At 46.7% G+C, this 12,485-nt stretch carries 9 protein-coding genes; 6 read left to right on the top strand and 3 right to left on the bottom strand.

What is annotated here, in order from left to right; translation table 11 throughout:
* Positions 1-204 precede the first annotated feature (204 nt).
* The 5 genes from NDI52_RS23690 to NDI52_RS23670 all read left to right on the top strand — a co-directional run bounded on the left by NDI52_RS23690 (position 205) and on the right by NDI52_RS23670 (position 7,707).
* Positions 205-861, top strand: a complete 657-nt coding sequence (locus NDI52_RS23690) for a hypothetical protein (RefSeq protein ID WP_190773813.1) — start codon at positions 205-207, stop codon at positions 859-861.
* Positions 862-1,052: 191 nt separating this feature from the next.
* The gene (locus NDI52_RS23685) at positions 1,053-2,108 is read left to right on the top strand and encodes an HAD-IA family hydrolase (protein WP_190773814.1); all 1,056 of its coding nucleotides are present in this window, start codon (positions 1,053-1,055) and stop codon (positions 2,106-2,108) included.
* A 1,882-nt stretch (positions 2,109-3,990) separates the two neighbouring features.
* Positions 3,991-4,680, top strand: coding sequence for a ParA family protein (locus NDI52_RS23680; RefSeq protein WP_190773815.1), 690 nt, complete (start codon positions 3,991-3,993; stop codon positions 4,678-4,680).
* The gene (locus tag NDI52_RS23675) at positions 4,677-5,660 is read left to right on the top strand and encodes a ParB/RepB/Spo0J family partition protein (RefSeq protein WP_190773816.1); all 984 of its coding nucleotides are present in this window, start codon (positions 4,677-4,679) and stop codon (positions 5,658-5,660) included. The genes NDI52_RS23680 and NDI52_RS23675 overlap by 4 nt, the downstream gene beginning before the upstream one ends.
* A 1,132-nt stretch (positions 5,661-6,792) precedes the next feature.
* Positions 6,793-7,707: an alpha/beta hydrolase gene (locus NDI52_RS23670; protein WP_190773817.1), complete on the top strand. Its 915-nt coding sequence runs from the start codon at positions 6,793-6,795 to the stop codon at positions 7,705-7,707.
* Between the two features lie 58 nt (positions 7,708-7,765).
* On the opposite strand, the gene NDI52_RS23665 is transcribed toward NDI52_RS23670, so the two are convergent.
* Complete coding sequence (locus NDI52_RS23665; protein WP_190773818.1) at positions 7,766-8,842, bottom strand: succinylglutamate desuccinylase/aspartoacylase family protein; 1,077 nt, start codon at positions 8,840-8,842, stop codon at positions 7,766-7,768.
* Between the two features lie 299 nt (positions 8,843-9,141).
* Positions 9,142-9,735, bottom strand: coding sequence for a hypothetical protein (locus tag NDI52_RS23660; RefSeq protein WP_190773819.1), 594 nt, complete (start codon positions 9,733-9,735; stop codon positions 9,142-9,144).
* 305 nt (positions 9,736-10,040) lie between these two features.
* Here NDI52_RS23660 and NDI52_RS23655 point away from each other — a divergent pair, with 305 nt between their 5' ends.
* A complete protein-coding gene (locus NDI52_RS23655) occupies positions 10,041-10,196 on the top strand; it encodes a hypothetical protein (RefSeq protein WP_190773820.1) in 156 nt (51 codons plus the stop codon).
* Positions 10,197-10,327: 131 nt separating this feature from the next.
* Here NDI52_RS23655 and NDI52_RS23650 read toward each other — a convergent pair whose 3' ends face one another.
* The gene (locus NDI52_RS23650; protein ID WP_190773821.1) at positions 10,328-11,695 is read right to left on the bottom strand and encodes a CheR family methyltransferase; all 1,368 of its coding nucleotides are present in this window, start codon (positions 11,693-11,695) and stop codon (positions 10,328-10,330) included.
* Between the last annotated feature and the right edge of the window lie 790 nt (positions 11,696-12,485).

The following is a 12,485-nucleotide window of genomic DNA, read 5'->3' as shown; positions in this document are numbered from 1 at the left end:
CGAAAATAGCCCGCTAAGACGGGCTATTATTCGGGCTTCAAAGCTGATTCGTGCCCGAAGGGCACGAATCAGCTTTGAAGCCCATACTGAGAATTGCTGGGCGCAAGAGGACGATGCGCTTACCCTGGGCGATCGCTATATCATGGTGTAAATGCAAGCTCTTCACATCTAACCCCACGTTGCCGAGGTGATAAAGAAACGGCGATGGTTCAGTTCCCCCGCCTTCAAGCTGCGATCGCCGATCCAGAATCCGCCAATCTGGCCCAGTTGTGGCGCGAGGTGGAGCAGCAATTGGCGGGTTTAGAGCGAGATGAAAAACTCCGGGCTGCGGGGGAGGCGATCGCTCTACTGGCTGAACTACACTTCGCCCGGGCTCAGTGGTTACTCAATAATTGGGAGGAGCGATGGAGCGATCGCCCCGAATTTGATGAGGAACCGCTACTGACAGACGATATGTTAGCTGGCTTCTTGCGGCAAACCATGAGTCTCAACCTGGACGACATCCTGGAAAGCTTCACTCAAACCCGCACTCGTCGCGAACCCGAGGATCCAATTGTCGGTGAAGTTGAAAAGCAGGCTGTACTAAACTGGCTGGAGCAAGAAACCAAGGCGCAACAAGAGAAGGAACAAGCGTTATCAGTTGCCCATGATGAAAACGTAAGCGAATGGATTCAGCTGATCCGCACCTGGCTACAAAAGCATCACACAGGTGCTAATTTCAGCGCATTGGCATGGGATCTACAACAAACGAATCCTCACATGAGCCTGGTTACTGTTTGGCTTGGCTTACTGCTTGGAGGATTTGCTGTTGAGCCCGTCGGCGATGATTTTTACTCTCAAGACTTTTGGATTAATGGTTAATCCTTTTTCATTCATCGGGCGCGTGTGAAACATAGACTGCATCAAAGCTTTCCGTAAAAATTGGCTAATTAAATACTGTCAAACATCCATCCATTGAAAGACCCCTTTAGAGGAAACAACTTTACCTTTTAGCGATTGGATTAGCACACATTCAAACGCACATTAGAGGATAGTGAATAGGAGTCTGAATTATGGCAATTGAAGGGGTCATTTTAGACGTAGACGGCACTCTCGTTGCAAGTAACGACACCCACGCTCAGGCGTGGGTCGCAGCGTTTGCTGCCTTTGGCTACGAAATTCCTTTTGAACAGGTGCGCCCCATGATGGGTATGGGGGGGGATCAAATTATCCCGCGTTTAGTACCCGGTCTGACCAGCAAGGAAGGGGTTGGCCAACAGATTACTCAGCACCGCAGAGAGTTGATCGTAAACGAATATAGCAATGCCCTGGCTCCAACCCAGGGGGCTCGGGATCTGGTTCAAAAGCTGCGGGATAATGGCTTGCACTTGATCATTGCCAGCTCTGCCAGTGATCAGGAAATGGATGTTTTACTTGATGTTGCGCAGGTAAAGGATTTGGTTCCTGAGATTACTAACTCTAGTGATGCGGATGCTACGAAACCTGCTCCGGACATTGTAGAGGCTGCTTTAAACAAGGCTCATCTGCAACCCGATCGCACCGTCATGTTAGGGGATACTCCTTATGACATCGAGGCTGCTAACAAAGCAGGCGTCAGTGTGATTGCTCTGCGCTCTGGTGGCTTTGATGATCAACAGCTTCAGGGGGCGATCGCTATCTATGATGACCCCGCTGACTTACTGCGCCACTACGAAACTTCCCCGCTTTCCAGCACGGCTCCTACTCCCATCACCCCCGCTGCGAAGCCTGGGGTTTCTGATGAACCTTCTTTTGGAGCTCCGAGCAACAGTTGGGGTTCCTTCCAGAACCAGCCTGCTGCCTATTTAGAGAATGCTCTGGAATCCGCCCGTTCTTTCTTCAATAAAAACCAACCCGTTTTGGTTAACTTGGGATGGGTTTTCCTGGCCCTGATTGGCTTACAACTGGTCTTCACGATTCTGGATGTGGTTAACCATCTTCCACTCATTGCGCCTTTCCTTGAGCTTGTTGGGCTGACCTACACAAGCTGGTTTGTCTGGCGTTATTTGCTGAAGGCAAACACCCGTCAGGAGCTTGGTGAGAAGATCCAGCAGACTAAAGCAGAATTGTTGGGCGATCGCAATCAATAAATGACATAGAAAAAGAGCTTCCATTAGGAGGCCCTTTTCTGTTTTCTGCCTTGCCACGCATTGAGCCAGAAGGTTTAATCCTTCATCAGCCACTCCCAAGAAACTCACAGTTTCTCTTGTCTATGAGGTAATGGAGGGTGATCACCCTCCATTACCTCATTTGCTCTTAGGAAACACACGTGTGTCCTTGATATTTCGCTGGGTGGAACCCTCACAGCTCTACCCGGTGAGGAACTCACATCTTGCACTTTTCTAAAACCGAGATGCAGAAGGGTGATTTCTCCGTTGCTGAGAGACGAAGAAATCACCCTTCTGCGTTTTAGCTCAAGATCTGATGTTATCTACAGCCGAATGTATTGGTTTATGGTTTATTGGCCGCTACAGCCCAAGCCTGCTCCAATAGAGTTTATTTAGTGTAATTATAGTGTAAGTACTTTTTGAGTCTAATGAGACTATATCTGATAAGACATACTCTGGGTTAGCTTAAAAATTCTACTGAGAAAATTTGTGCATAATTCACCTGCTATGTGGATGGTTTACCCACATAGCAAGGGTGGCATACATAACAGAGGAATTTTGTTGCTAAAAATCTTCCGAAATTTTGCTCAGTGCTAGAGTTGTAGCTTCTGTGGTTTTCTGTAGCCAGCTTTGTCTGCTACTAGTACGCTGAGGCGGCAATCCATCACCTATGTTTTTGTGTAGGTTGCTTCGCATCCTACACAAAAACATAGGTTGCGAACTTAGGCCACAGCCTACTAAATAACGAAGCAATTAATGAGAAGAATTTTAGCGTTATTTCTTAGAGGTCTAAAAATATTCCTTGATGGTGATGGCTAATAATACTAAACTAGTTTGGCTCCACAACAAATGAGAACGTAAGCCAGTACTCGTAGGAACGGGTTTAGCATCACTTTCCTGACTTCGCAGAAACCTTGGTGGCAAAACTTGTATAGTACGTGCAAAGACCCCTATTTAAACTGCTATGATAGTTCGCTTGATCGAAGAGTTTTGCTCCTCTAGGAATAATAGCGTTTCAACTTAATCTATAAAAATATATCTTTTTCTATTCATTGCTTGGAACCTCTTTATCTCTAGCTCCGCATAAGGAGGTTGCATCTTGTGTTTTGCTAACGAAGTTCAAAGCCTTCCTTAAAAGCTTGATTGGAAGCGTATGAACAGCAACAAAAGAGATTGGAATAGAGCAATGTATTAAAGTCTCAAATATTTCCCAAACAGTGCTTTTAAAGTGTTATTCAAGACGCTTGGTTATCCTATCGCTTCTCAGTATAAAACTGTAACTTACAGCGTTTTGCACTTGAATTAACCATGGTTGTTTTTGTGAGAGCTACGCACTCTGCGTAGCTCTCACAAAAACAACCAGATTTTAAGCGTTTGAAAAGCGCTTTATGTTCCGGTCTTCCAACGCACAACATGAGCTACAACTTGAAATTGAGTTGGCATTAGAGTGCGATCGCCCAATGTACGCCAATCAATTGAGACTGAGTGTGTCGTGAAAACTTTGCTTGAATGAACTTGCTTTCAGAAGCTTTTTTATTGCGCATGCTCAGTATGGATAAAAATAAAATTACTTCTAAAACATGAATTTTTTAACGTGATGCCTTGTACCTCACTAAAAAATCTGCATTTTAGAGCTCTTGCCCTTTTACTGAGCGCATAAATCTATCATTACGTTAAACAGCATCGTTCACGCTTCCAAAGGAGTTCGAGCTTGAGAGTGATGGTTTCTCGTTTTTGTGAACTATTCTACTAAAAAGCTACCCGGTAGCTGGGCACTTTTTAACCAAAACATTTTGGTTAAAAAGATGATTCATTTGATCGGAGGAGTGCTAATATCAAACTAAATCTTTTGGTTATTTAACCTATGCCTCGTCTAAAGACAAAAAAGGCGGTGGCCCTTCCTACGAAACTACCTAAGATTGTTGCTTTCGCAAATCAAAAGGGTGGTGCAGGTAAATCGACGGGAGCCGTACATGCCGCAGATTGGTTTGCTAAACAGGGCTACTCAACAGTTCTTGTAGATGCAGATGGCCAGCAAAGTTCTTCAGAATGGATGAATGAGCTAAAGCTTAACTATGAAGTTATCAGCAATCCAGAAGCATTATTTGACGAACTGCCTAAATTAGCTAAGTCTCATGATGTTGTGATTGTTGATGGACCCGGAAATGCGAGTGAAGTAACGAAAGCTGTTCTAATTCGCTCTGATCTCGTGCTTATTCCGTGCCGGGATTCCATGATAGACCTGGCTAGCACTGGCAAGATTGTACAATTCGTACGGCAGGCCAAGGAAATCCGTGGAGGATTGCCTGTAGCAGCGATTTATTTGAATGCTGTGAAGGACAACACCATTCTACTGCGAGAAGCGAGAGAGGCTCTACAAGATGGTTTGCTGCCTTTACTGAGCACCTCCTTGCCCGATCGCCAGTGCATTAAGGATGCTCCAGGCCAGGCCAGTACGGTTTTTCGGATGAAGGGTGAGTCTCCCAGAATAGTTTCGGATGTTTACTCGCAATTATTGATAGAAGCCTTGAAATTGTTTGAAGCGGAATCATGATGACTCGACGAAAGCTAAAAGATGCGATCGCCAGTAACGAAGAACTAAGCTTCGTCTTTGGTAACACGACTGTTCAAAAAATTACTCAGGCAGTTCAGGATGTAAGCGAGAAGACTATATCTTTGCAAGAGATTCTCTGCTCGTTCACCTTTGTGCCTGATGGAAAGCCTGTTCGTCACTATTACGACCTGGATGAGTTAAATCGTTGGGCTTTGAACGATATTAAGCCAAACGGTATCTGTTCTCCTTTATGGATACGCCCCCATCCCTATCAGAAAAGTAAGTACGAATTAGTCGCCGGATTGCGCCGCTACAAAGCAGCTGAGATTCTTCAGTTAGAGAACGTCCCAGTTAAAATTTTTGATTGGGACGACCGTACTGCATTTCAGGCAGCTATTTCGGAAAACTCGAATCGTCGGGATTTTAGCGCCCTTGAGGAACTCGATAACACTCTACGAATGATCGAAATTCAGTTAGGGTGCGATACTGAAGAAGTGGTAAGTCTACTCTACCGGATGAACAACGCGGCAAAGGGAACCACTAACCAAAACGTTTTGGTTAGTGAAGAAGCTGAGGTGGTCAAACAAATTTTTGATGCATTTGGCCGTATTACCTGGCAATCCTTTGTCTCAACGCGGCTGCCACTGCTTAAGAAGCCCCCTGAAGTTCTCGACGCTATTCGTCACGGCAAAATCCATTATACAAAAGGCATCTTACTGGCCAGCATTAAAGATAACGAAGCTCGCCAAGTCCTATTAGAAGAGGCTGCACAACGTTCCCTCAGCCTTTCTGAGATCAAGCAACGCATTAAAGATACCCAGAGCGAAACTCGGCCACCTGTTGCTTCTATGGATCTTAAGCAAAGGCTTGCACTTACAGTAAAACAGGCCAGAGGTAACAAAAAACTGTGGAGAGACCCGAACAAAACTCGGCAAATAGAACAGTTATTGGAGCAACTCGAGGCAATTATTGTGCAATGATTTAGGCCTGGAAAATTGTTTAGAACAGGCGTGATTAGGAATGGTGTACTTCTTTTACAGCCCAGTCATGTCTGTTCTAATGGTGATAAATAAGACAATATAGCAATATGCAAGTACGCTAAATCTAAAAGGGATGGGATATGAGGTGTGAAACACTCAATATCCTATCCCTTTTTTGCTGAACCAGTTTGCATGGCACGGTTGTCTTTAGGGAAGTAATTGTTTGGCAAAGTGCTTACTTCATGCAACCGTAGCAGCCTCTAATTGTGTAGATAGGCAAGAATCATTTGGCCCAGAACGGTAAAAGAACCTTATACCACTTTAAACAGAGGTTCTTTTACCTACCTGTAGGGACAGGTTACCCTTCAATCTACCTGCGAAGCTAAGAGGTCACGGCTAAATCCGTTTATACTCGCTTGCTAACGTTTCCATTTTTTGAAACTGGCTTAGTTTGTCAGTAGTTTAACTCGCTGTCTAAAACATAATACATGCCTTGCTAGAATTGGCAGATATTTTAGAAACTAATTTAAAGCAAAAATCATATAAAACTTTGAGGCTCAAATGACAATAACCCTTTGTAAGATTGGGTTATTTGTTGTCTCAACTTTACGCCTTAAGGTATCGTCTAAGTTTGCCCTTGCCTGAAGTCAGGACGAGCGACAATGATAGTTTTTTTAGACAATGAACGTTACAGGCAAAAGGAGTCAGTTAAATCTTAGTCAGCCCATTCTCTGTCAATAGAATTAGAAGATAAAAAATATTTCTTGTTTGGAATATTTTGACCATAGCTTATGCAACCCTTTTATAGATGGTCTATTGATATCAGGCGTAGTGGCAAGTTGTAAACCCTGCTGATTCTCATATATTTCTTCAAGAAAGCAAATTTATTGGGAGAATATTTGCTTCTTGAATATATTCTTACACTAAACTTACACCATTTTATGAAGTGCTGATTTGTATGTTCATTCTTCATCAATTGGGTCGTTATTGAGCGGGCGATCACCCAACTTCTAAGTACACATATAAGCGTTTAGGATGAGTGGAGTAGATTAGGTTATAAGGCTGTCGTATGTCTGGGAGGTGCCTTGGTCTGCTGTCAATCACCTCCACTCTGTAGAGTTCTGGATAAATCATGTTGTTGACAAGTCCTACACAAAATACTCAAGACCCCCTAATTGGGGGGACGCCGCAGATTTATGAGTGGGTGTGGAAAGAACAGCCCTATCGTATTTCCTATGAAGTTCGTGGCGAAGGGCTACCCGTTCTCCTTCTACCGGCCTTTAGTACGGTTTCCAGCCGCTCTGAGATGCAGGGGTTAGCTACGCGACTGTCCTTAGATTTTCAGGTGGTTGCTCTGGATTGGTTGGGGTTCGGGCAATCTGCTCGGCCAGCACTGGATTATCGCCCTGATCTCTATCATCAGCTGCTTCACGATTTTCTTCGTGTTCATTTCAGCCAACCCATTAGCGTTGTAGCCGCTGGGCATGCTGCTGGGTATGCCATGCACATAGCTCAGCAGCAGCCGAATTCCTGGTCAAAAATGGTACTTGTGGCTCCGACCTGGAAGGGGCCATTATGTGCCATGGGTGCCCCATCTCCCCTGCGGGATGGCGTGCGGGAGTTAGTGCGATCGCCTGGCCTGGGCCAGTTACTCTACGGCTTAAATACGACTCCTGGTTTCCTCAAGTTCATGTACCGTCGCCATGTATTTGTGAACGAGGCCAAACTAACGCCCGAATTTATCCAGCAGAAATACCAGAGTACTCAGCAGCCTGGCGGACGGTTTGCCCCTGCCGCTTTTGTCACCGGAACCCTCGATCCGATGGCTCATCGGGAAGAGTTTCTGGCAGCGGGGCGATCGCTGACGATTCCAACCCTGGTGGTCATTGGTGAGCAATCTCCTCCCCAATCGAGAGCAGAAATGGAGGCCCTCGCAGCACTACCCAATATTCAAACGGTCAGGTTACCCGGAACTTTGGGAATGCACGAAGAAGAGGCCGTCTCCCTATCAGAGGTGCTCAGTTCCTTCTTGACTGAGGATGCCTGAGTAGCATGGAAGGGCGTTATCAAATGTTTTGAGCGCCAAGCGCTCGAAACATTTGATATTAACAGTACTTCTCAAGCCGGGGACTGCCCCATTGGTTTTCCATACTGTTATATAGAATCTGCATGATACGTGCACCGGGCTCGCTAATGGCATCTCGGGCAATGGTCGCTACTTGGCCAGTCACGCTTGTTTGATATTCGGCAACGATGTCGCCAAAGGCATTGCGCTGTACAGCGACTTTCTGCCCTGGGGCAACCCGTTCCCCTACGTCCACTAGCATTTCCAGGAAGCCTCCATGGCCGGAGCGGATGGTTTCAAAAGAATCCCCAACGAAGGTTCCAACGTCCTGGGACGTGCGGCCAATCGGCCCATCAACAATCCCGTGATGTTTCAGGACGTTTAGGGTTCCTTCGACTGTCAGCGCAATTTTGTGAGTATCAAAATAGCGTGGGCCACCAATTTCGACTGTCATCGCTGGGATCCCCGCATTGATAAAGGCGAGTTCCAGTGTGCCGCCTTCACCGGGGTCATCTTTAATTTGCTCTACTGGAAACAGTTCTGCCATTTGTCGAATTTCGGGTTGTTGCAAATTGGCATAGATGAATAGAGAAAACTCGCTGCCCGTAGATACGGTGTGATAATCGATCGCGATATCTACATTGTTGGTGAAGAGCCGATTCCATAGCAGCCCGGCATGGCGGGTCGGAGCATCAATACCCAATTCATCCCCCGGCCATACACGATTAAAATCGACGAGTAACCCTCCACATTGAGCGATCGCCCATTGGCTACGGGTGTACTCAATAGCCGCACGGGAAACACCGTAGAGAGCGATCGCTGTGCCAGACATCTCCAAGGGGTCAATCTGTTCCATCACGCGCTGTACAGCGTCGATGGAGCTGAGTTCATCACCGTGCACGCCGGTGACCATAGCAACGCGCTTGCCGCTATGTATGCCTTTGGCGACAACAATGGGCACATACCAGTGCTGGCCGGTTCCCATTTGTACGCCCTGGAAATAGAAGCGATGCTTCTTTCCCGGTTCCAGTTCACTTACATCTAACTGGCTGATGACAGGTATACCCTGGATTGTATCGCCCGTGTAGATGGTCGTACTGAAAGTAAGAACGTTCACGGGTTGGCTCCTTCTGACATGATGCGGCTACCCAAAGAGAATTAAAGTGGAAGAGAAAATGCTCTCAAAGCTTCTATAGAAAGAGACTGGAAAGCACTTTAAACCTACATATTACTCATAATTCTGAACCAAAACCTACTCCTCTTTTTACTATCGTGTTGCAAGAAAAAAGCCTACCGCGGAAGGTGGCAGGCTTTTTTCGAGATGCTATGAAGGATGGCGATGTCAATAATTTCAGGAGATCGGATCACGAACGGCGATCGTCCGACATCGCCCTTTCACTTTAACCGTATGGGTAATCAAGAAGCGGCCGTTGAGGCCTTCCTGCGCCCTGGGCGAGAGGTCTTAGCTTCGGTCGTGGTTTTTTTCGCTTTTGTCGATGTCGTGGTTTTTGCTTTTGCAGAATCTGCAGTTTTGGATTTAGCAGGCGTTGCAGTTTTCGCTTTCGGGGATGTTGTGGTTTTCGCCTTTGCGGGGGCCTTACTGGCAGTCCGTGGGCTGCGCGTCTTTTTGGGAGCGGGAGCTTCCTCGGGGGTGCTTTCGGGAACGGGAATGGTGGCGGTTGTTACGGCCTCGGTTTTGGCTGTTTTGGCGGCTACCCGTTGCCGTCTGGGTGCTATCCCTGCCTCACGGCTGCTGGCTGCCAGATAGGACTTGAGAGATGCTGGGCTAATACGAATGCCTTGCTCACCCAGCATTGCCGCAACTTCTTGGTGCGAATAGCCGCGGGACAGCGCGCTACTGATTGTTCCCTGCAATTGCTTAATAGCTTCTCGCAAAGACCAGTGAGTTTTGGGCTTTTCGGGTAACTGGCTCAATGCGGTCGACGCTTGCTCAAGGGACTGTTGAGTGATACTTGCGGCGACAGGTGCACGTCCTTTTCTGGCTGCCATAGATTTGTTCTCGCGGGTCCAATAGGTGGATAGTTGACTCCTTACGTCTGCTTGATCTTGCAATTGATGTAATGAGTACTTTCTTACTTGTAGCGTAAATTCTAAAATAATTAACAATTTTTTTGTCAGTAAGCGATCAATTTTCTGTTCCTATGGTTATGGCGATCACCATTCTCATAGCCTACCCCTAATCAATCCCAATCTGGAATGCAGGTTCTAATGCTATGACACGGCATTGAAACCTGCATTCCGGTACAAACCATACTCTTTGTCATTGCTGTTAGAAGCAAGAAGAGAGGCAGGAGGTGGCACGACTCTTCTCCTTGCACTCTACCCAAAACAACTACAGCTATATGGGCATTCCTGTTGTGAATTTCCACCTACTTCCCATCACCAACATGCAAAAGACTGTGGATGCTATATCAACGCTGGTTGATCAGCCCTATCGCTACAGCCATTGAAGAATCGGTGGGTGTGCAGTACCGATCTTCTTATCTTATTAGCCTCCCTGGGGCATCTCACGTTCCGATTCAACAGACCCCCTGCGTCAATCGTTGCACCGCTTCGCTGCACAATGATTGATGCAGGAGTTCTAATAGGTTGGGTCTTGATCCAGAAGATGCATTTCTTGATGTGCGGCTTCCAGTTCCATCTGGGTGGTGTGCATTGCTTCACGGAGCTTGTCCAGCTCGGCCTCGGTGCTGCTCAGTTTCTCCGTCAGTTGTTGGTAATCGCTTCTATCCGCAAAGGTTATAGCAACACCCAGAAATTGTCTTTGGGCGTTGAAAACGGGGGCTATTGTAATATCAAAATATTTGATTCCTTTCGCGGTGACTCCCTCAACGTGTTTCAGTGAGACGGTAGATCGAGCGCGGTAGAAGGCCTGAATTGAAATATGGGAGCGGAGTATTTTCCCGGGAACGAGTTCTTGAAATGGTCGGTTCCAATCTTCCGGGGTTAAGTCAAACAGGTGGCTCGCTTGCTCGTTAGCTCCGATTAACCATCCATTGAGATCGATCGCAAGCTGGGCAGCAGGATTGGTTTCGAAGAGAGTACGCCAGAAGTCATGCTCTTGAGTAGGTGGCGTGAGCGCCTTCTGTGGGGAAGATTTTTGAGCAATTGATAGATAATCAGAAATTTCTAGCTTTGATGCCTTGGTATAAATGCGATGTTGATGGTGAAATGAGGTAAAAATTGGCCTGCGGTGTACTAGAGTCTCGGTTTTACCCAGAAACAAGAAGCCTGTATGTTTCAGGCCAAAATGAAAGCGCACTAGCACCCTAGCTTGAATTTCTGGTTTGAAATAGATCAGTACATTGCGACACATTAATAAGTCAAGCTTGGAGATAGGCGCATCTTGAGTCAAGTCATGGTAAGCAAAAATGACTGTGTGCTGTAAAGCTGGATGAAAGGTATAACCCTGGGGCGTGGGATGGAAGTATTTTTGGAGCCACTCTGGTGGAATACTGGCCAGTTCTAGTTCCTTGTAGGTAGCCCGCCGTGCTTGTTGAATGGCTTCTTCATCGGCATCTGTGGCATAACATTGGACACGCTTCAGGCAATTCTCAATCCCCAGGGCTTCTGCCAGCAGGATCAGGAGGCTATAAATTTCATGTCCTGCGGCACAGCCTGCGCTCCAGATACGAATAGGTTCATCCGGTTCTTTGCTACCAATAATTTTTGGGATAACTTCGTCAGCTAAATATGTCCAAGCATCGTGATCGCGAAAAAAGCCGGTGACGTTGATGAGAACGTCGTTGAGAAGATCCCGGTATTCTTCTGGATGGCGTTGCAAATACTGTAAGTAATTGTTATAGCTCTCAATCTTGAGGCTCTGCATCCGATGCTGAAATCGCCGCATCAGAGTCGAGTGTTTATAGCCCGTCAAGTCACATCCCCGGTTGTGCTTGAGGTAGTCTAATAAGGCTTCAAATTCAGAATTGGTTTCCGGGGGAGCCATGGAAGGTCGTGAGGTAATGAATGGGCTGATGTCCTGATACGGGTGTTTGAGTTGCCAAAATAGTGCCGAACCGGGCAGTTATTGCTGATGAGCGAATCGGATGTGTGGACGATACGTTTGATGGGTGTCAGTCAAAGGAAAATGTAACGTAAACTCCTTAATGGGCGAGCGCTTCCTCCTACGTCTTTGTCCACTTCTTCTTTTCTTCTTACTGTATCACTCCCCTTTCTTTCCTCCTGCTGGGTGCATCCCAGTTTTGTTAATGTGGCGGGCTTCGCCCGCCACATTAACAAAACCGAGTTTTCAATCTGCAAAAGTGGGATGTACCCCTCCTGTTCCTCCGGATCGAGCCGCCAGATCAGGAATAGATTTTCTGCATCAGTCGTTCTTCTGAGGACATGGATCGCTGCGCCGCGAACCCGTGCAGCGACGTATACAGAAAGCCCGATGTCGCCCCCTTGGCCTTCTTCCGCACGTTCAAGCTAAATTGTTTCGTTGTGAAGTTATACTAAGCGCGATCGCCTATCCCCACTCGCTTCTCTGTATGTAGAAGTTATTTTTCCCGTGTGAACGTATAAAAAATAACTGCTAAAACAGCCCTTTATGAGAGGGAAATGTCCAATCATTATTTGACCAGTGGCGAGGGCCCGATAGAGGTTCCCTTTTCTTAGTCTTCAGCCTTATCCCTACCACTACGTCTATAGCAACGTGCGAGTGCGTTAAGTACAGCAACGGTGGTGTGGGGCACGAAGTGCCCCACACCACCGTACTTAATCAACCCGCACATTGC

It is taken from the genome of Leptolyngbya sp. PL-A3, from assembly GCF_039962325.1.
In the GTDB taxonomy this organism is placed as follows: Bacteria; Cyanobacteriota; Cyanobacteriia; order Elainellales; family Elainellaceae; genus Vacuolonema.
Note: the sequence above shows the minus strand (reverse complement) of the source record. Positions and strands in the feature narration are given on the sequence as shown.

What these genes read in the sequence shown, in the direction of transcription:
- NDI52_RS23690 (WP_190773813.1), top strand. Translation starts at nt 205, where the DNA reads ATGGTTCAGTTCCCCCGCCTTCAAGCTGCGATCGCCGATCCAGAATCC.
- NDI52_RS23685 (WP_190773814.1), top strand. Translation starts at nt 1,053, where the DNA reads ATGGCAATTGAAGGGGTCATTTTAGACGTAGACGGCACTCTCGTTGCA.
- NDI52_RS23680 (WP_190773815.1), top strand. Translation starts at nt 3,991, where the DNA reads ATGCCTCGTCTAAAGACAAAAAAGGCGGTGGCCCTTCCTACGAAACTA.
- NDI52_RS23675 (WP_190773816.1), top strand. Translation starts at nt 4,677, where the DNA reads ATGATGACTCGACGAAAGCTAAAAGATGCGATCGCCAGTAACGAAGAA.
- NDI52_RS23670 (WP_190773817.1), top strand. Translation starts at nt 6,793, where the DNA reads ATGTTGTTGACAAGTCCTACACAAAATACTCAAGACCCCCTAATTGGG.
- NDI52_RS23660 (WP_190773819.1), bottom strand. Translation starts at nt 9,735, where the DNA reads ATGGCAGCCAGAAAAGGACGTGCACCTGTCGCCGCAAGTATCACTCAA.
- NDI52_RS23650 (WP_190773821.1), bottom strand. Translation starts at nt 11,695, where the DNA reads ATGGCTCCCCCGGAAACCAATTCTGAATTTGAAGCCTTATTAGACTAC.